Origin of the sequence: Providencia sp. CIM-Carb-044, assembly GCF_033901115.1 — a bacterium.
GTDB lineage: Bacteria > Pseudomonadota > Gammaproteobacteria > Enterobacterales > Enterobacteriaceae > Providencia > Providencia hangzhouensis.
This window is the reverse complement of sequence record NZ_JAXADV010000003.1, coordinates 385,892-405,536: the sequence shown is the minus strand read 5'-3', so window position 1 is coordinate 405,536 and position 19,645 is coordinate 385,892. Positions and strand designations below refer to the sequence as shown.

General features: G+C 42.7%; 20 protein-coding genes. 14 read left to right on the top strand and 6 right to left on the bottom strand.

All coding sequences use genetic code 11. From position 1 onward, the window contains the following. Nucleotides 1-105 precede the first annotated feature (105 nt). From nrfF to nrfA, 6 genes are read right to left on the bottom strand one after another with little or no spacing between them, the layout of a single operon-like run. Nucleotides 106-1,152, bottom strand: coding sequence for a heme lyase NrfEFG subunit NrfF (gene nrfF / locus SJ312_RS08350; protein WP_004262269.1), 1,047 nt, complete (start codon nucleotides 1,150-1,152; stop codon nucleotides 106-108). Then, entirely contained in the window at nucleotides 1,145-3,019 is a 1,875-nt protein-coding gene (locus tag SJ312_RS08345) for a heme lyase CcmF/NrfE family subunit (RefSeq protein WP_110592183.1), read from the bottom strand. The genes nrfF and SJ312_RS08345 overlap by 8 nt, the downstream gene beginning before the upstream one ends. 24 nt (nucleotides 3,020-3,043) lie before the next feature. Then, nucleotides 3,044-4,000 carry a cytochrome c nitrite reductase subunit NrfD gene (gene nrfD, locus SJ312_RS08340; RefSeq protein WP_110592182.1) on the bottom strand — a complete coding sequence of 319 codons (957 nt, stop codon included), beginning with the start codon at nucleotides 3,998-4,000 and terminating at the stop codon, nucleotides 3,044-3,046. Beyond that, nucleotides 3,997-4,668: a cytochrome c nitrite reductase Fe-S protein gene (nrfC, locus tag SJ312_RS08335; RefSeq protein ID WP_094961333.1), complete on the bottom strand. Its 672-nt coding sequence runs from the start codon at nucleotides 4,666-4,668 to the stop codon at nucleotides 3,997-3,999. Before nrfC ends, nrfD begins: the two co-directional genes overlap by 4 nt. Continuing rightward, the gene (nrfB, locus tag SJ312_RS08330) at nucleotides 4,665-5,234 is read right to left on the bottom strand and encodes a cytochrome c nitrite reductase pentaheme subunit (protein ID WP_004262246.1); all 570 of its coding nucleotides are present in this window, start codon (nucleotides 5,232-5,234) and stop codon (nucleotides 4,665-4,667) included. Before nrfB ends, nrfC begins: the two co-directional genes overlap by 4 nt. Nucleotides 5,235-5,281: 47 nt before the next feature. Further along, nucleotides 5,282-6,715: an ammonia-forming nitrite reductase cytochrome c552 subunit gene (nrfA, locus tag SJ312_RS08325; RefSeq protein ID WP_004262239.1), complete on the bottom strand. Its 1,434-nt coding sequence runs from the start codon at nucleotides 6,713-6,715 to the stop codon at nucleotides 5,282-5,284. A gap of 806 nt (nucleotides 6,716-7,521) precedes the next feature. On the opposite strand from nrfA, the gene napF reads away from it, so the two are divergent. The 14 genes from napF to SJ312_RS08255 all read left to right on the top strand — a co-directional run bounded on the left by napF (nucleotide 7,522) and on the right by SJ312_RS08255 (nucleotide 19,491). Next, entirely contained in the window at nucleotides 7,522-8,013 is a 492-nt protein-coding gene (gene napF, locus SJ312_RS08320; RefSeq protein WP_319867401.1) for a ferredoxin-type protein NapF, read from the top strand. After that, nucleotides 8,003-8,281 carry a chaperone NapD gene (gene napD, locus SJ312_RS08315; RefSeq protein ID WP_036958482.1) on the top strand — a complete coding sequence of 93 codons (279 nt, stop codon included), beginning with the start codon at nucleotides 8,003-8,005 and terminating at the stop codon, nucleotides 8,279-8,281. Before napF ends, napD begins: the two co-directional genes overlap by 11 nt. Then, nucleotides 8,262-10,748, top strand: a complete 2,487-nt coding sequence (napA, locus tag SJ312_RS08310) for a nitrate reductase catalytic subunit NapA (protein ID WP_036958481.1) — start codon at nucleotides 8,262-8,264, stop codon at nucleotides 10,746-10,748. The genes napD and napA overlap by 20 nt, the downstream gene beginning before the upstream one ends. A 6-nt stretch (nucleotides 10,749-10,754) precedes the next feature. Further along, nucleotides 10,755-11,465, top strand: a complete 711-nt coding sequence (gene napG, locus SJ312_RS08305; RefSeq protein WP_004262231.1) for a ferredoxin-type protein NapG — start codon at nucleotides 10,755-10,757, stop codon at nucleotides 11,463-11,465. Then, the gene (gene napH / locus SJ312_RS08300) at nucleotides 11,452-12,315 is read left to right on the top strand and encodes a quinol dehydrogenase ferredoxin subunit NapH (RefSeq protein ID WP_004262229.1); all 864 of its coding nucleotides are present in this window, start codon (nucleotides 11,452-11,454) and stop codon (nucleotides 12,313-12,315) included. The genes napG and napH overlap by 14 nt, the downstream gene beginning before the upstream one ends. Then, complete coding sequence (napB, locus tag SJ312_RS08295; RefSeq protein ID WP_094961335.1) at nucleotides 12,312-12,761, top strand: nitrate reductase cytochrome c-type subunit; 450 nt, start codon at nucleotides 12,312-12,314, stop codon at nucleotides 12,759-12,761. The genes napH and napB overlap by 4 nt, the downstream gene beginning before the upstream one ends. A gap of 9 nt (nucleotides 12,762-12,770) precedes the next feature. Then, entirely contained in the window at nucleotides 12,771-13,409 is a 639-nt protein-coding gene (napC, locus tag SJ312_RS08290; protein WP_094961336.1) for a cytochrome c-type protein NapC, read from the top strand. 197 nt (nucleotides 13,410-13,606) lie between these two features. Continuing rightward, complete coding sequence (locus tag SJ312_RS08285) at nucleotides 13,607-14,347, top strand: heme ABC transporter permease (protein ID WP_004262222.1); 741 nt, start codon at nucleotides 13,607-13,609, stop codon at nucleotides 14,345-14,347. Further along, nucleotides 14,344-14,556: a heme exporter protein CcmD gene (ccmD, locus tag SJ312_RS08280; protein WP_004262214.1), complete on the top strand. Its 213-nt coding sequence runs from the start codon at nucleotides 14,344-14,346 to the stop codon at nucleotides 14,554-14,556. Before SJ312_RS08285 ends, ccmD begins: the two co-directional genes overlap by 4 nt. Continuing rightward, nucleotides 14,553-15,044 (top strand): cytochrome c maturation protein CcmE, encoded by a 492-nt coding sequence (gene ccmE / locus SJ312_RS08275; protein WP_036958480.1) that lies wholly within the window; start codon nucleotides 14,553-14,555, stop codon nucleotides 15,042-15,044. Before ccmD ends, ccmE begins: the two co-directional genes overlap by 4 nt. Further along, nucleotides 15,041-16,972, top strand: coding sequence for a heme lyase CcmF/NrfE family subunit (locus SJ312_RS08270; RefSeq protein WP_094961337.1), 1,932 nt, complete (start codon nucleotides 15,041-15,043; stop codon nucleotides 16,970-16,972). Before ccmE ends, SJ312_RS08270 begins: the two co-directional genes overlap by 4 nt. Further along, a complete protein-coding gene (dsbE, locus tag SJ312_RS08265; RefSeq protein WP_004262204.1) occupies nucleotides 16,969-17,526 on the top strand; it encodes a thiol:disulfide interchange protein DsbE in 558 nt (185 codons plus the stop codon). The genes SJ312_RS08270 and dsbE overlap by 4 nt, the downstream gene beginning before the upstream one ends. Continuing rightward, on the top strand, nucleotides 17,523-18,593 hold the full coding sequence (locus SJ312_RS08260) for a cytochrome c-type biogenesis protein CcmH (protein WP_094961338.1): 1,071 nt from the start codon (nucleotides 17,523-17,525) through the stop codon (nucleotides 18,591-18,593). The genes dsbE and SJ312_RS08260 overlap by 4 nt, the downstream gene beginning before the upstream one ends. A gap of 154 nt (nucleotides 18,594-18,747) precedes the next feature. Then, complete coding sequence (locus SJ312_RS08255; protein ID WP_165880954.1) at nucleotides 18,748-19,491, top strand: hypothetical protein; 744 nt, start codon at nucleotides 18,748-18,750, stop codon at nucleotides 19,489-19,491. Nucleotides 19,492-19,645 lie beyond the last annotated feature (154 nt).

The window sequence follows — 19,645 nt, the reverse complement described above, 5'->3', positions numbered from 1 at the left end:
CATTTAAATAAATAGACATTCATAAAAGAATATTTTATCACTACTGTGATAATTTAGTATGTATTAATCCCTAGCGTAATAAAATTAATAATAAAGATAAGATTATTATTTTTTATTCTTCATTATTTTTGCCATATGAATAGCTTCAATGAGCTGAGAGCGATTAATACGAGAACTATTACTATCTAATAACTTTTGCCAAATATCAATCGCTTGCTCATAATTTGCATTCATAAAGGCATCAGAAGCAACTAGCATTAATGCGGTAACCTCTTGATTGTCAAGGCTTAATGCTTTATTGATTACCGCTCTGATATCTTCGGTTAGCTGTTGACCTGCTTGGTAATATAAAACGGTTGCAATAGCAGAGTATATTTGAGCATTTTCGCCGCCATATTTTAGTGCTCTTTGATAAGCAATCAACGCATTATCATAACTGTTTTGATAAAGATAATATTCACCCAGTATAGCCCAAAGTTCACTATTTTTAGGCGATTGACGAATATCATTTTGTAAGCGTAATAAATCCTTTTGTTCTTGCTGCAATGGTGTGAATGAGAGCAGTGGATCGGATATACGTTGATATTCCTGATAAGCTAATTCAAATCGAGGTGAGAAGAAGTAACCAATAACAACCAACACAATTAATATGGCAAGTAATTTATTAAAATGCCATTGCAGGATAGTCGAGGGTGTTGTTATATCTGGGGGTAATAATTGCTCGGATATTTGTCGATGGCTAAAATTGTTCTCTATAAGTTGCTGTTTTTGTGACCGAGTAAATTTGAAAATGAAATAAAAAATGCCAATCAGAGCAATAGCAGGCAATCCCCAAAGCAGGGCAGTTCCAATCGTTAGCGGTGGGTTATACAGCACGAAATCACCATATCGTTCGGTCATATAGTGCATGATTTGCGCTTTATCTTTTCCTTCTGCAACCATTTTAAAAACTTGGTGGCGCATACTTACTGCTGTGGGGGCATTGGATTCGAGTAAATTTTGGTTTTGGCATTGCGGGCAACGTAGCTGTGAGGCGATCTGCAAAGAATACTCTTGTTCTTCAATGGAATTAAATTCCCACACATCAACGATTTGAGCATTGGATATAAAAGAGAAAAATAGGAAAAATAGTGCTAATAGGATTCTAAGCATTTTTTATTCTCCCTTTTACCCAGCTTATTAATAGGCCAAAACACATCACAAATGCACCGCCCCAAATCCATTGAATGCCATCTTGCACGTAAAGGCGTATCGCGTAGCTATTTGTTCCGGTTTTCTCACCTAATACCGCATACCAATTGCGTAACCATCCCCAATATATACCAGGTTCAATCATTAATTGCTGGCGAGCGGTATAAAGGCGGCGCTCGGTGATTAACTGGTGTAATGGCTGGCCAGCTTTGCTAATTTGTATAATAGCCTTTTCGGTCGTGTAATTAGATTTAGCTTCAAGTTGCAGTTCGTTGAATTGGAATTGATAACCGGCGAGTGAAATAGATTGCCCAACAGAAAGATTAACACTCGTTTCGTGGTGGCTACCAATTGACAAGGCAATACCAGTAGCAAAAATTACAACTCCTGTATGAGCGATAAGGGAAGGGAAATGTTGCCGAATAGCATCGATAGGACGTAGCCAAAAGATAAGCAAAATTGCAAATAAAAAACCACAAGAAATGGCGATAATAAGCCCTTTAGACCAAAGAGATAAGCTTAATAACACACTGAGAAGTATAATTAAAAGAATACGCCATTGGGGTTTAATGCGAGTTTTGCTAAGAGGATAAATGGCACTTACAGCCATTATGATTAGCATTAAAATACCAAATGGTAATAACGCTTGGTTAAAATAAGGCGCCCCAACCGATATTTTCCCCCAACCAAATAACGTATAAATCATTGGGTAAAGCGTGCCCGTCAGGACAATAAATAATACAGTAGAAAATAGGATTAAAGTGAGTAATAAGTAAAGCTGACGGCGATTAATATTAGTTGGTAAATTATCGATATTTTTAGCTTTCCAACCATATATACATAAAGCCCCGAAACTCAGAAAACTGAACAATAAAAAGAGGGGAGCAGCCCTAACGTTATCCAAAGCAAACGCATGGACAGACATTAAAATCCCTGAGCGTACAATTAATGTGCCTAATAAAGATAAAATAAACGTAAGAATTGCCAGCAATATAGACCAGTGGCGATAGTGCCCAGTTTTGCGTGAGACTGTTAAGCTATGAAATAGGGCAGTTGCACTTAGCCATGGCAATAATGACGCATTTTCAACAGGGTCCCAAAACCACCAACCACCCCAACCAAGTTCACTGTATGCCCACCATGACCCAAGAGTGATACCCAAAGTGAGTATGCACCAACTAGGAACGACAAAGCGCCAACAGAGCCCGGCGATAGTTTGGTTAAATTGCCCGCAAAGTGTAGATGCAAGCGCTAAGGCGGTTACGACCATTAACCCGCTATAGCCTAAATAAAGTAGAGGGGGATGTAATATTAATCCCCAATGTTGCAGCATTGGGTTGAGATCTCTCCCTTCAATAGCGGGAGGAAAAATGCGAACAAAGGGGTCAGAATAAAATACGATAAACAGTAATAATGCCGCACTGATAATGGCAAGAAGCGTTAGTGTGAGAGGAAACACGAGATGAGTTTGCTGGCGATAACGCCATGCAAATAGACAACTCCAAGCTGAGATAAACAGCAGCCAAAGAAATATTGACCCTTCATGGCCTCCCCATACTGCCGCAATTTTAATATATAGCGGCGATAGCCGATGGCTATGTTGCGCCACATATACGACCGAAAAGTCACTTTGAATAAAACTGATAGTTAAACAAATATAAGCAACGAGCAAGAAAAGAAATTGTAAGTAGGTCCAAAGAATATTCCGAGGCATTTGCCTCGGAATATGGCGGAAGAAACCAATAACTCCGAATGATACTTGAAAACAGGCAATACACAGTGCCAATGCAAGGCAGAGAAAGCCAATTTCTGGGAGTATGAGTTCCAATGATTACCCTTATTATTTAGTGAGTTATGCGACGGTCAACTGCCCTGCGTATAACACAAAGAAGCGTAAGCAGAAGACACCCAGTAAGCTTGCACCACTGATAATCAATACTCTTGCTGCGCCTTGTCCTTTATCCATCCATTTCTTGAATAGAAGTGGAATAATAAAACCAAACCCGACAACACCAATCCAAAACCACCAAGTCCAGAAACCACCGCCTAATGCAGCAATTAATGAACGGATTTTCCCATCGTCTCCTAAAGCTAACCCGACAAAAAAGGCCGCTAATAGGAATATCTCCAACCAAATAACAAAGCTTTCGATACGGTGCAAAAATGCGGTTTCGCCGTTATGAATATTTTTGCGGTAGCGCAATGCGATTGCTATGAGTGATACCGCAATACCTGAAGATATTCCTGAAAATAGGAATAAAGCTGGTAATAATGGGTTGTTTAAGAATGGATAAGATTTTAATGCTGAAAGTAAAAAACCGGTATAAGCCCCAAGCAAAATGGCCAATACGAGCATCACAATATCCAGAAAACGCATTGCACGGTTTAGCAGGGTTAATACTCTTGGGATGATAGTAAATTTGGGCAGCCATTTTTGCTGTAAAACAATGAGTTCTTTTTCATAGATTTTAGCTAGCCAAATAACAAGCACTGCCATATACACTTGGAATAACATCACACCCATCGACATAACTGAGGTCGGGCTGTAATGAAACATTAATTTCCAGAACGTCCATGGACGCGTCAAATGAAGAATTAAGATCAATAACCCAAAGATGATCGTCGTCGGAGCTAAAATCAGTGTTGTGCGCATTAGAGTGCTATCACTGCCAGCCGAAGTGGGATAATACTGGCGCATAAGTACCGCAAGTACCACAAGCCCAGCCGAAATACCAATTAAGAATAAGTAAACCGCAATGGGCCAGTCCCACACTAAGGATTCAAAATGGAAAGCAGAAGCTGTTGTCATTGGCTAACCTCCCCATATTTGAACGGAACCCGATACATTTTGGGGTGAGTACCGAGTGCAATTTTGAATCGATAAGTCGGTTTTTCTTTTAGCATCAACGAAATATCGCTCTTAGGGTCATCTAAATTACCAAAGGTTAATGCTTTGGTTGGGCAAGATTCGACGCAAGCCGGCTGCTTGCCCTTTTTTAGATTCGTTTTACGGCAGAAATCACATTTATCCGCGGTTTTATTGATGGGGTGAATAAACCTGACGCGATAAGGGCAGGCAGCAATACAGTATTGGCAGCCGACACATAAGTCAGGGTTGACATCAACAATCCCTGTCGTTTTATCAATAAAAGAGGCACCAGTAGGGCAAACATCGACACAAGGTGCACTTTCACAATGTTGACAGGAGTGGCGAAAAAAACGGTATTTAACATCAGGAAACTGGCCAATAGGCTCACTACGGATGATAGTTAACCGCGAAACACCTTCTGGGACTTGGTTAACCTCTCGGCATGCATCCATACACGCCGTACAGCCGATGCACAGATTTTCATCGTGCACCATGCCGTAGCGAACGCCATCTATTTTCATGGTGTTAGCTAGCGTATGGCTAGCAACTCCTCCTACCGCCGCCAGTGCTCCTGAGTAGATAATGAATTGACGACGAGAACAACTCATGGCTGCTCCTTACGCAATTTCACCGCTGCTGGGTTGAAATCAGGGTTATTGCGTTGATCTGAGTGGCAGTCGACACATATTTTTACTTTGCCCTTATCAGTCAGCACCTTCATCGTATCTTGTTTCGGATGAAGGTCATGGCAACTCGCGCAGGCTACTTTGGTGACGTGAACATCATGAGGCCAGAACGCTTTTTGCAGCTGCTCCGGTAAGTGACATGATAGACAGACACTGTTTTGTTGCTCAACGGTATACATTGGGTTGTTAAAGCGCATGACATCTTTGACGCCTTCACGGTGATCAGGCCCTGGGTTACCGTGGCAGTTGGTACAAGTCACGGGTAAATTATTGTTAGGGTTAACCACTTCTGCGTGAGTGCCATGCATGCCTTCTTGGTCAGGTTTATGGCAGTCTAAGCAGGCTTTGTCAGCGCTGCGTTGCTGCGTGACAACCCAACGGCCTTCTGCATTTTCTTGGGCCATTTGTGGGGTTGCGGATGCGGCTGTTGCCCATAATAAGCCTGTTGCCAGCACCCCAGCAGTTAATAACGAACGTAGTACGCTCATATTCACTCCATTGGTTGTATTGCCCCATTATTTGGGGCAAATCATGGTTATTTGGCTAATAGGTCATTTTTACGAGCTTGGTCATCCCATTGCGGAACCACAGTTTTTAAGAACTCTTGTTTTTCCGCATTGATTTTTTGCATATCTAAACCAATGGCTTGTTGCGCTTTTTCCTTGGTTGAAATATCTGGAATGGCAATTTCATGGGTGATGCCTTTTGAGCCTAACAGGCGAGCGAGCTTGGTTCGTGCATCTGCCGCTTTATCCATCGAACCACCTAACATACGCAGGCCTTCATCCGGTGCGTGCATATGAATACCGTGGGAGGCGATAGCTAAATCCCAACGCCATTGTGCATGACGAATATCAGTCAAAATTGGCTTCATTTCATCTTCTGTTGCGCCTGCATCCCATGCAGCTTTTGCTTCAAAGTGAGCACGAACTAATTGATCTTCCGCTTTGATTTTCATCTCTTGGATAGCGACTTTACGTTCAGCAACCACATCTTGCAGTTGTTGTTTGCTTTGGGTATGGCAAGTGCTACAAGTTTGTTCGAAATTATCGAATGGATTACCAATTTTATGGCTGGTGTACAGTTCGCCTTTTTCGTTTTGCAGTTTTGGCATATGGCAGTCAATACAGGTCACGTTATTTTTGCCATGAATACCCGCACTCCAAGTTTCATATTCAGGGTGTTGGGCTTTTAGCATAGGCGCTTTCGACAATGAGTTGGTCCAGTCAGAGAAACCAATGTTGTCGTAGTAGACTTCCATATCTTCGACTTTGGTACCGTTATCCCATGGGAATTTCACTGATTTTTTATCGCCAGAGAAATAGTATTCCACGTGACATTGTCCACACACCATGGATTGCTGATCGAACCGACTGGCTTTATCAAACGGTTTGCCAATCGCTTCCATTGCACGCTCTGCATAAGGGCGTGAAAGCGTTAGCTCTGGTTTACCTTTTGCAAAATCCGCAGAGTCTGTTTTATGACAATCTGCACAGCCTAAGACATTAACCACTTCGGGGCCACCTTTTGCCCACTTACCTTCGAAATAGCCGTCTTCGCCATGTTCTTGGATTAGCCTCGCCACATCGGGGCTTTTACAGCTCCAACATGCCATCGGAAGTGGACCATCTTGGGCGTCTTTAGGAGCACCGGTTCGTAAGGTTTCACGGACGTCGATGACCGCATAGGCGTGACCACGAGGTTTGTTGTAGTCGCGTGAGAATGGGTATCCAGCCCACAGTACGACTAAGCGAGGGTCTTCCGCTAATGCATCTTCACGGTTTGATTGCTCGGATGTTGCTCGCCAAGAGTGGTACTGGTCAGGGTGAGCGGCTTCGAAAGTTTCATTTCGAGCATTGATGGTAGATGTACTATCTTTAGTAGGAGTTTGAGCATGAACAGAGGTAAAGAGAAATATTCCTGCAACCAGACTCAATAAGCATAGTGCATTATTTCTTATGTTTGCCATAAAAAGGGCCTCGAGTAATTTTAGCCAGTCATCCCTTCATTTTTCGAGTTGTGTTTGTATTGTGACCTATGACTCGAACTATTTTGGGTATCTTTTTGTTATTTAGGTTTGATAGTAAGCGCACAGATACTACCAAGACATTGCCAATTTATATGTGTAACAAAAAACCACACTAAAAATATTGTTTTTGATCAAAAGTTAATTTGTAATAAGGAAATAGAATGTGAAGAAATAATAAAAAATAGGTATTATTGAAATTGATATAGTTATTTTTCAATAGTTTTAAATTGTTAGTTTCAATAATTAATTAGTAATGATTCTTATTCTGATGCTTAGCGTTATCCAATTCTATTTTATTGATTTTAAAATAATTTTTTTATGTTTAATATTTAATGGTTGTTTTTAAAATAAAGTTAGAAATGAAATTTGTTTAATATCAAAAAAAACACAGATATTTTTTTTCTAAATGACATTGCGCATACCACTTTAGTGGTAGTTTTTGGTTGGTGTTATAATTTAAAAAATTAAAACTTGAGTTTAAATTAATAACTCATATTAAAAAAATGTTAACAAATAATTAAAAAGGCCTGTTTGTTTATCATTTTGATGCTATTTTTAGCTAATAGCGAGTAAATAACGTAAATGTTGTCATTTCTAGTCGTATACGGGGAATTACCTCTTTTACCCACTTGGTAGTATGTATTTTTATAACCTCTATCGTTAATATTTCTCATAAATACACATATAAAAAATGCGGTTTATCAATACGTTTTAGTTTTTTTGTTGGCAATGTAAAGGAAAAAAACATGGTTGATCTCACCCGTCGGGGAGTATTAACTGGTGCGTGGCGTAGTGCAGCCCCAGTGGTTCGGCCGCCATGGAGTGGTAGTGAAACGCAATTTATTGAATTGTGTACCCGTTGCAATGCCTGCGTTGAGAGTTGCGAAACGGCAATTATCCAACCGGGAGCAGGGGGCTACCCTGTTGTTGATTTTAAGCGTGGTGAATGTACATTTTGCTATGCATGTGCAACAGCATGTCCAGAACCTATTTTCCTTCCAAAACATTCCCAACCTTGGGATATCTCAATTTCGATTGGCCAAAATTGTCTTGCTTATCTTTCGATTGAATGTCGACGTTGCCAAGACAGTTGTGAGCCTGAAGTCATCTCTTTTCGTCCGTCAATGGCCGGTATATACCAGCCAAAAGTAGAAACACCAGGTTGTACAGGCTGTGGTGCTTGTGTCGCAGGTTGCCTAGTTTCAGCCATTACCGTGGAGCATGAACATGCACAGTAACTATCAAGTGTGCAGTTTAATAGTACAAGTAAAAAGTGAACGACTGTCTACTGTGGCCGAAGAAATTAATCAACTTTCTAATTGTGAGGTGGCGTTAAGCGCCCCAGAAAACGGAAAACTGATTGTGGTTGTTGAAGGGCAAGGTAGTAGAACGTTGTTAGATACTATTGATTTAGTACGCGATATTGACGGCGTACTAGATGTTTCGCTGGTTTACCACCAGCAGGAAGAGCAAGGTGAGGAAGATTATGAAACTCAGTCGTCGTAGCTTTATGAAAGCCAATGCGATAGCGGCCGCTGCTGCGGCGGCAGGTATTGGCGCACCAAGCATTGCGAAAGCAGTGGTTGGCCAACAAGAAAGTATTAAATGGGACAAAGCCCCTTGCCGTTTTTGTGGTACAGGCTGTGGGGTATTGGTGGGAACTCAAAATGGTCGCATCGTGGCCAGCCAAGGTGACCCAGAAGCGCCTGTAAACCGTGGTCTAAACTGTATCAAAGGGTATTTCTTACCTAAAATCATGTACGGAAAAGACCGTTTAACGCAGCCAATGTTGCGTATGAAAGACGGTGAATATGACAAAAATGGGGAGTTCACACCGATCACGTGGGAACAAGCCTTTGATGTTATGGAAGAAAAAGTCAAAACCACATTAAAAGAAAAAGGCCCTGAAGGGATCGGTATGTTCGGTTCGGGTCAGTGGACAGTTTGGGAAGGCTATGCAGCATCAAAACTGTTCAAAGGTGGATTCCGTTCTAATAACTTAGACCCTAATGCACGCCACTGTATGGCTTCTGCGGTAGTGGGCTTCATGCGTACTTTCGGTATGGATGAGCCAATGGGTTGTTATGATGACATTGAGCATGCTGACGCGTTTGTCCTTTGGGGCTCAAACATGGCAGAAATGCACCCAATCTTGTGGTCTCGTATCACCAACCGCCGTCTGTCTAACCCTGACGTGCGTGTTGCCGTGTTATCGACTTTTAAACACCGTAGCTTTGAATTAGCGGATAACGGTATCGTTTTTACACCACAATCTGACTTAGTGATCCTGAACTATATTGCGAATTATATTATTCAAAATAATGCAGTTAATCAGGAATTCCTTGATAAACACGTGAATTTACGTCGTGGTGCAACAGATATCGGTTATGGATTACGCCCAACTCATCCACTCGAACAAAAAGCGAAAAATGCAGGTTCTGATGCATCTGAGCCAATGACGTGGGATGAATATAAAGCCTTTGTTGCGGAATATACTTTAGACAAAACTGTAGAAATGACAGGGGTTCCAAAAGATCAGTTAGAAGAACTCGCTAAACTTTACGCAGACCCTAAAACTAAAGTGGTTTCTTATTGGACCATGGGCTTTAACCAGCACACTCGCGGTGTTTGGGCAAATAACTTAGTGTATAACCTGCACTTACTGACAGGGAAAATTTCTCAACCTGGCTGTGGGCCGTTCTCATTAACCGGTCAGCCATCAGCGTGTGGTACCGCTCGTGAAGTTGGTACGTTCTCACACCGTTTACCAGCGGACATGGTGGTTACTAATGAAAAACACCGTGAGAAAGTGGAAGGTGTGTGGGGGTTGCCTGCTGGGACGATCCCTGAAAAAGTCGGTTTACACGCTGTTGCCCAAGACCGCGCTTTAAAAGACGGTAAATTGAATTTTTACTGGGTAATGTGTAACAACAATATGCAAGCGGGCCCGAATATCAACCAAGAGCGTATGCCAGGTTGGCGTGACCCTCGCAACTTTATTGTGGTTTCTGACCCCTATCCAACAGTAAGTGCGTTAGCTGCTGACTTGATTTTACCAACAGCAATGTGGGTAGAAAAAGAAGGCGCTTACGGTAATGCGGAACGTCGTACTCAGTTTTGGCGTCAGCAAGTTAAAGCACCAGGCGAAGCGAAATCTGACTTAATGCAGATGGTGTTGTTCTCTAAACGCTTTACAACGGATGAAGTGTGGCCTGAAGAGTTACTCGCGAAAAAACCTGAATTACGCGGTAAAACGTTGTATGACGTGTTATTCGCTAACCAAGCGGTAACGAAGTTCCCTGTAAGCGAGTTAGCCGAAGACCAACTTAACGATGAATCACGTGAATTAGGCTTCTACTTACAAAAAGGGCTGTTCGAAGAATACGCTGGCTTTGGTCGCGGTCATGGTCATGACTTGGCTGATTTTGATGATTACCACAAAGCGCGCGGTATCCGTTGGCCAGTGGTTGATGGCAAAGAAACGCAGTGGCGTTATAGCGAAGGAAATGACCCTTACGTTAAGGCTGGCGCGGGTTATCAATTCTACGGTAAACCTGATGGTAAAGCGGTCATTTTTGCACTGCCATTTGAACCTGCTGCGGAATCGCCAGATAAAGAATATGACTTATGGTTATCAACAGGCCGTGTATTAGAACATTGGCATACCGGTAGTATGACACGCCGTGTTCCTGAACTACACCGTGCTTTCCCTGAATCTCTTGTGTTTATACATCCAATCGATGCGAAAGAGAGAGGTTTACGCCGTGGTGATAAAGTCAAAGTAGTTTCACGCCGTGGTGATGTGACCACGATTGTTGAAACTCGTGGCCGTAATAGACCACCAAAAGGCTTAGTTTACATGGCGTTCTTCGATGCTGCGCAGCTAGTGAATAACTTAACACTGGATGCAACCGATCCGCTTTCAAAAGAAACGGATTACAAAAAATGTGCCGTTAAACTGGAAAAGGTGTAATTACTCATGCCCCAGAAAGCTAAGTCTCAACAGGCTAAGTCCCAGAACAGTCGTCGTCGCTTTTTACGCGATGTCGCCCGCACTGCGGGTGGGTTGGCGGCTGTTGGTGTGGTGCTGGGGCTTCAGCAACAAACTTCCCGTGCGAGTGGTGTTAAGCTTCGCCCGCCGGGAGCTCTTGATGAAAAAGCATTTGCCAGTGCATGTGTCCGTTGTGGGCAATGCGTTCAAGCCTGTCCGTATGACATGTTGAAATTAGCGACATTGGCATCAGGCTTGGCTTCAGGAACGCCGTACTTCATCGCTCGAGAAAACCCGTGTGAAATGTGTGAGGATATTCCTTGCGCCAAAGTTTGCCCAAGTGGTGCATTGGATAAAGACATTGAGTCAATTAATGATGCACGCATGGGGTTAGCCGTTTTACTCGATCAGGAAAACTGCCTGAACTTTCAAGGGCTAAGGTGTGATGTATGTTACCGCGTATGTCCGCTGATAGATGAAGCCATCACATTGGAACTTGAACAAAACCACCGAACAGGTAAGCACGCGCGCTTCTTACCCACAGTCAATAGCAACTACTGCACGGGATGCGGTAAATGTGAACAGGCTTGTGTATTGGAAGAGGCGGCTATCAAGGTATTACCAAGGTCGTTAGCAAAAGGTGAGTTAGGACACCATTACCGCTTTGGTTGGCTGGAGGGTAACAATGGCGAATCGTAAACGTGATGCCGGACGTGAAGCTCAGGCAAAAAAAGGTTGGTGGCAGAGCCACAAGTGGTTGGTATTTAGACGCATAAGCCAATTGCTGGTGTTAGCGATGTTCTTGAGTGGGCCATGGTTTGGGGTGTGGATTTTACATGGTAACTACAGCAGTAGCTTATTGTTAGATACCGTACCTTTGACTGACCCATTAATCACCTTAGAGAGCTTAGCAAGTGGTTACTTACCGGGGATCTCAGCATTAGTTGGGGCTGCTATCGTATTCGGGGTTTATGCACTGTTGGGTAAGCGTATTTTCTGCAGTTGGGTTTGTCCTGTAAACCCAGTGACGGATGCCGCGGCGTGGTTAAGACGTAAGTTTGATTTTAACCAGTCCGCAACGATACCACGCAATATTCGTTATGTATTGCTGGTGGTTATCCTGATCGGTTCTGCTATTACAGGAACCTTACTTTGGGAATGGCTTAATCCAGTTTCATTAATGGGGCGCAGCTTAATTTTTGGTTTTGGCAGCGGTGCATTGGTTTTAGTTGCACTGTTTTTATTCGATTTATTAGTTGTGGAACATGGTTGGTGCGGTCACCTTTGCCCATTAGGTGCGCTATATGGCGTGGCAGGGTGTAAGGGCGCACTAGTTGTTACAGCGGAAAATAAAGAAAACTGTAGCCGTTGTATGGACTGTTTCCACATTTGTCCGGAGCCGCAAGTTCTGCGTGCACCGGTCCTAGATAAACAAGCTCCAGCACAGATATCAGATAAAGATTGTATCACTTGCGGTCGTTGCATTGATGTTTGTTCTGAGGATGTTTTTAAAATAACACTAAGATGGAGTTCGGGAGCAAAATCATGAAAAATCCTGTCCTGAAAAAGACGCTCAGCCGTTGGGTGGCTGGAATGGCCTTTGTTGTAAGCAGTCTTGTTTGGGCTGCTAATGGTGTAGACCTGACCCAATCACCAGAAGTATCCGGTACGTCAGAAGGAAGCATTCATATTCCGAAAGAGCAAGAAAGAATGGCATTAAACTATGTGAATCAACCGCCAATGATCCCACATAGTGTTGAAGGTTATCAAATTACCACTAATACTAATCGTTGTTTGCAATGCCATGGTGTGGAAAATTATCGCACCACAGGGGCACCAAGAGTTAGCCCAACGCACTTTATGGATGCAACAGGCAAAGTTCTTGGCGAAGTCGCGCCAAACCGCTACTTCTGTCTACAGTGCCACGTGCCACAATCAGACACGGCACCGATTGTTGATAACACATTTACCCCATCCAAAGGTTTTGGGAAATAAGGGGGAATTATGTCAAATAACAATGATAAGCAAATAAATGATGACAAGCCGAAGAAAAAGGGCTTGTTTGGGTTACTCGGCCGAGTATGGCGGTGGTGGCGTAGGCCAAGCCGTTTAGCATTAGGAACCTTATTGCTGATTGGTTTTGTGAGTGGTGTTATCTTCTGGGGCGGCTTCAATACGGGTATGGAAATGGCCAATACGGAAGAGTTCTGTATTAGTTGCCATGAAATGCGTGAGAATGTCTATGAAGAATATATGGATACTATTCACTATACTAACCGTAGTGGTGTTCGCGCAACTTGCCCAGATTGTCACGTACCGCATGAGTTTGGCCCAAAAATGGTGCGTAAAATTCAAGCGAGTAAGGAGCTATACGGGAAAATTTTTGGCATCATCGACACACCTCAAAAATTTGAAGACCATCGGTTAGCGATGGCGCAAAGTGAGTGGCGACGGATGAAAAATAACGACTCACAAGAGTGTCGTAACTGCCACAATTTTGAGTATATGGATTTCACAGCACAAAAAGGGGTTGCAGCTAAAATGCATGACCAAGCCATCACGGATGGTAAAACTTGCATTGACTGTCACAAAGGAATTGCCCATAAGTTGCCGGACATGCGTGAAGTTGAACCTGGCTTTTAATTTAAGGTAATCATTTTATGATGAGTTATACCGATAAATTATAAGTAATGATCAATAAATAGGCTGGTTATGCGTTTGAGTATGATCAGCCTAAGTTATATTTGTGTTAAATCAATATATTTGCTTTTTTAATGTGTATTGTATGTTTCTGTCACGCAGCATTTACTAACAATATAATAAATCAGGGTAATTAAACTATGTGGAAAAAGCTTCATCAACTTGCCATCCCAGTTAACCTTTACCGGTTATGTGGGCGTCTAATACCGTGGTTTATTATATTGAGTGTAATTTGTTTAGCGGTGGGGTGGATTTGGGGATTTGGCTTTGCGCCAACCGATAAAGTCCAAAGCCAAAGTTATCGTATTATGTATATCCATGTTCCTGCCGCGATGTGGTCGATGGGCATTTATGCCACAATGGCAATTACTGCTTTTGTTGGTCTTGTCTGGCAAATGAAAGTCTCTGAATTGGCGATAGCGGCAATGGCACCGATAGGGGCGGTATTTACTTTTATTGCTTTGGTGACAGGTGCGACATGGGGTAAACCAATGTGGGGTGCATGGTGGGTATGGGATGCACGTTTAACCTCTGAACTAATTCTATTTTTTCTGTATGTGGGGATTATTGCTTTATGGCATGCTTTTGATGACCGCCGTACAGCAGGAAAGGCCGCTGCGATTTTAGTATTAATTGGTGTGATTAACTTACCTATCATTCATTATTCAGTTGAATGGTGGCAAACTTTGCATCAACCTTCGACGCGTATGCAAGAAAGTATCAACCCAGCTATGCGTACGCCACTACGTTTAGCTATCCTTGGTTACCTATTTCTCTTTATCTCATTAACGTTAATTCGTTTACGTAGTCAATTATTGTTGTTAGAACGTAACCGTCCATGGGTATTAGATATTGTGAATAAAAAAGGACGTCAATCATGACTAGCGCATTTGCATCTTGGAGTGAATTTTGGGCGATGGGCGGCTATGGTTTTTATGTATGGCTGGCGGTTGCGCTGACATTAATACCTATTTTGTTACTCTGTTTGCATACATACATACAAAGAAAAATGATAATAAATGCAATTATTCAACAGCAAGCTCGTGAAGTAAGACAAAAAGCAGCAAGAGCGCGTAGGGAGGGAGTGTGAATATTCGTCGTCGTAACCGACTTTGGTTGATCTGTTCCATATTGGTTGGCGTGGGGTTAACCCTCGCATTGATTCTCTACGCATTGCGCTCAAGTATTGACTTGTTTTATACCCCCGGTGAAATCATCTATGGTAAGCGGGAAACTCAGCAAATCCCTGAAGTTGGGCAACGTTTGCGCGTTGGCGGCATGGTGATGCCCGGTAGTGTAGTACGTGACTCTGACCCTGTCTCTAATGCCGTCAATATCACTTTCACTGTTTATGATGCCGAAGGTGAAGTAGACGTAAGTTATCATGGAATTTTGCCTGACTTATTCAAAGAAGGGCAAGGTGTCGTTGTTCAAGGGGAGTTACAGGAGAATAATCATATTTTAGCGAAAGAAGTGCTTGCTAAACATGATGAAAACTATACGCCACCAGAGGTTGAAAAGGCGATGCAAGAAAACCATCGCAGGCCAGCTGCTGCCTATAAGGACAATGCATCATGATCCCTGAAATTGGTAGCGTTTTACTGTGCTTGGCATTAGGTCTTGCCGTTTTGCTGTCTTTTTACCCGCTATGGGGGGTGGCACGCAATGATGCACGCTTGATGGCATCATCACGTCCATTAGCATGGTTACTTTTTCTCTGTGTAACAGGGGCATTCCTAGTATTAGTGAATGCCTTTGTTGTTAATGATTTTTCAGTCACGTATGTTGCCAATAACTCTAATACGCAATTACCTATTTGGTATCGTGTTGCGGCAACATGGGGAGCTCACGAAGGCTCATTATTACTATGGGTATTATTAATGAGTGGCTGGACATTTGCGGTGGCAATTTGCAGTTACCGTATGCCTCTCGACATTGTTGCCCGTGTTTTAGCTGTTATGGGGATGGTAAGCGTTGGTTTTTTGCTGTTCATCATCTTTACTTCAAACCCATTTTCGCGCACGCTGCCCGCCTTTCCGATTGAAGGGCGTGACCTCAACCCATTACTACAAGACCCAGGGCTGATTTTCCACCCACCATTGTTATACATGGGCTATGTCGGCTTCTCTGTGGCATTTGCTTTTGCGATTGCGGCATTGTTAAGTGGCCGGTTAGACAGCTCTTTCACACGTTTTGCTCGCCCTTGGACGATGGCAGCCTGGTTCTTTTTAACGTTAGGGATCATGTTAGGTTCCGCATGGGCTTATTATGAATTAGGCTGGGGGGGCTGGTGGTTCTGGGACCCGGTAGAGAATGCCTCCTTTATGCCATGGTTAGTGGGAACGGCATTGATCCACTCACTTTCCGTTACTGAACAGCGAGCCACTTTTAAAGCATGGTCACTATTATTGTCGATTTTTGCTTTCTCATTGTGTTTACTCGGGACTTTCTTAGTTCGCTCAGGGGTACTGGTTTCGGTACACGCCTTTGCCTCAGACCCATCTCGAGGGTTATTTATCTTAGCCTTCATGGTGATAGTGATTGGCGGCTCTTTACTGGTGTTTGCACTGCGTGGGCACAAGGTACGCTCAAGGGTTAACAATGCCTTATGGTCGCGTGAATCCATGTTATTGGGTAATAACGTTATCCTAACAGCAGCGATGCTAGTTGTGTTACTCGGTACATTGCTACCGTTAGTCCATAAACAAATTGGCCTGGGTACGATTTCCATTGGTGAACCGTTCTTTAATACCATGTTTATCGCGTTGATGGTGCCATTTGCCTTGTTACTAGGAATTGGGCCACTTGTGCGTTGGGGACGTGACCGCCCTGCGGCTATCAAAAAGTTATTAATCATTGCAACGGTATTAACCGTTATTCTTTCTTTTGCCCTACCATTACTGATGGAAGATAGGGTAGAAGCGTTGACGGTTGTCGGCTTAATGATGGCGTGCTGGATAGCAATTCTTGCCTTCGCAGAAATGCGAGTCCGCATCAGTAAGAAAATCAAGCTCACGCCAAGTTACTGGGGAATGGTACTGGCGCATTTAGGTTTGGCGGTAACCATCGTCGGTATTGCCTTTAGCCAAAATTACAGTATTGAGCGTGATGTGAAAATGAAGCCGGGTGATAGCATTTCAATTCGTGCTTATACCTTTGTATTTAATGGCGTACGAGAGGCTGATGGCCCTAACTACCAAGGTGTCATTGGCAGTATTTCAGTGAAAGAGAAAGACAAAGTCATCGGTGTTTTAATGCCAGAAAAACGTTTTTATAGCGTTAGCCGAGCTGTTATGACCGAAGCGGCGATTGATGGTGGTTTTACTCGCGATTTATATGCTGCATTGGGTGAGGAAGTCGCTAAAGATACGTGGACTATGCGTTTGTATTATAAACCATTTGTTCGTTGGATCTGGTCTGGTGGCGTATTAATGGCTATTGGTGCGTTATTTTGCTTGTTTGACCCACGTTATCGTCGCCGTAAATTACAAGGGGAAACAGCATGAACCGCAAAGTCTTCTTAATTCCTTTTATTATTTTTGCAGGAATCGCTGCGGTCCTGTTATGGCAATTGATGCGTAATGCAGAAGGGGATGATCCTCGTTTATTAGAATCCGCTTTAATTGGTAAGCCAGTGCCCGTTTTTCGCCTTGAATCGCTAGAAAACCCCGGTCAGCACTACGAATCCGATGTATTAACACAAGGGCAACCTATCTTGTTGAATGTTTGGGCAACATGGTGCCCTACATGCCGTGCAGAACATCAATATTTGAATAAGTTGTCTGCACAGGGTGTTCGTGTGGTTGGGTTGAACTATAAAGATAAACGGGATAAAGCCATTGTGTGGTTGCGTGAGTTAGGCAACCCTTATGCCTTAAGCTTATTTGATGGTGAAGGTATGTTAGGCCTTGATTTAGGGGTATATGGTGCACCTGAAACGTTCTTAATTGATGGTAATGGTGTGATCCGTTATCGTCACGCAGGGGCAATGGACGAGCGCGTCTGGGAAAAAGAATTTAAACCCCTTTGGGAGCGCTATAATCAGGAGGCGAACCAATGAGGTATTTATTGGGTTTATTGATGTTAGCGTTAAGTGCAACGGTGACATATGCATCGACAGAAGTCTTTACTTTCGATAATGAACAGCAAGAGCAGCAATTTCGTAAATTAACCGAAGAGCTACGTTGCCCTAAATGCCAGAACAACAGCATTGCGGATTCTAATTCAATGATTGCACTGGACTTGCGCCAAAAAGTGTATGAGTTAATGAAAGAAGGCAAAAACCGTGATGAAATCGTTGATTACATGGTTGCACGTTATGGTTACTTCGTCACTTATAACCCACCACTGACGCCGCTAACGATTGTACTGTGGGGGTTACCGTTTGTTGCGATAGCGGTAGGCGGCTGGATCATCTTTGCCCGTTCTAAAAAACGCGTTAGATTAAAACAGGTTGAGCAGGGCGATGAGGAAGCATTACCTGAGGCCTCTCGCACTAGCAACTGGGTTTATTTACCCGGGTTTATCATTGCATTAGGTGTTGCGGGGGGGGCTTATTATCAGGTAGGTAGCTACGAGAAAGTGGCAGATTGGAATAATGCCTATCAACAAGCTCCCGCTTTGTTAGACAGAGCGCTAGACCCGTCTGAGCCACCACTCAATAATGCGGAAATGGAACACCTCGCTTTAGGTCTACGTACTCGCCTCCAGGAAGACCCGCAAAATGTAGAAGCGTGGGAAATGCTAGGCCGTATTGGTATGGTGTTGGGGAATGCGACTATGGCAACCGATGCCTATGGCCGTGCTTATCGCCTAGCCCCTAAAAATGAAAATGTAGTGATGGGGTATGCGGAAGTTTTGACACGCTCTTCTGACCCAGAAGATAACCGTCAAGGTGCAGAGCTACTTAAAAAGCTGATTGCTGAAGACCGTACCAATGTGAAAGCATTAAGCATTTTTGCATTCAATGCATTTGAGCAAGAGCGTTATGCAGAGGCCATCTCGGCTTGGCAAATGATGTTAAAACTACTGCCTGAGAATGACCAACGTCGTCCTATTATCGAGCGTAGTGTTGAACAGGCTCTGATGATGGTACACGAAAAGAAAGGGCAGCCTTCCGATAAGTAAGTTTTTTCACTGATAGTGTTATACTGGTGTTCGCCTGTATAACACTCCCTTTCATATTACAATCCACGATTTTGATTACTTCGGTTTGTTAAAGATAGCTGATATCAATTCTTTTAATATAGTTTGAGTTTATAACTAGATAAAAAGAAGCAATATGTCAACTCAAATAATGCGTAATTCTCATCTAACGAATATCCCTCATCCAATCATTTCAAATTTGAATCGACTCACATTAGATAAGGAAGTTAAAGCTGAGCTTGTGAATCAGCAGCAAAAACTAGGTCGATTTGTTGATAATATTAAACAAAAAAAACAGATTGACCTGACAGGGTCAAAAATTCCCATTCGGCTACCTACGTTAAGGCATGCCTATTCAGAACCTTCAAAGATTCATCAAAAAAATATATCAGGGGCATTGGTATTAAATCGTTCGAATTCGGAACCAAGCAATCTAGATCGCGTCCACAGAACGCCAGTTAAAAAGGGTGTGTTAGCGAGAACTCAACCAAATTACCAAATAAATCAGACACCAAGAAGTCTACAATATATTCAAAAAGCAAAAGACGACAAAATTGCTGCATATCAATCACTATCCGATACGACTAAAAGTTTTCTCAGAGAAAAACTCAGCTATAAAATTTTGGTAACCTTCAAAAAAGGGCTAGATGGTAAGGAAACAAAACAATTCATGGTTGCCTATGAAGAGTTCAGACAAGGCGTCAGCGATAAAGAAAAGGAGAAATATCAACAGAACAAATTGAGCGGTTTTACACCAGATAACCGATTTCAATTTACCAAAACGGTTTGGATTGAATTGGATAAACTCATATTAATTCCAATTAAAGAAGAGATAATTAAAATAGTGGCTAACACAAAATGGTCTCACCTAAATCGTTAGGTCTAGATGGTTTATAGATAAATAATTAGCTTATTATTTGCTTTAATTTCAGTCTATTGTCGCAAGGGTAGGGATTTAATCAATAGATTGATTTTTATTGGTAATTGTTTGTTTTTTAGTTCATTACATGTAGAGGTAGGTCCTGCTTAACATT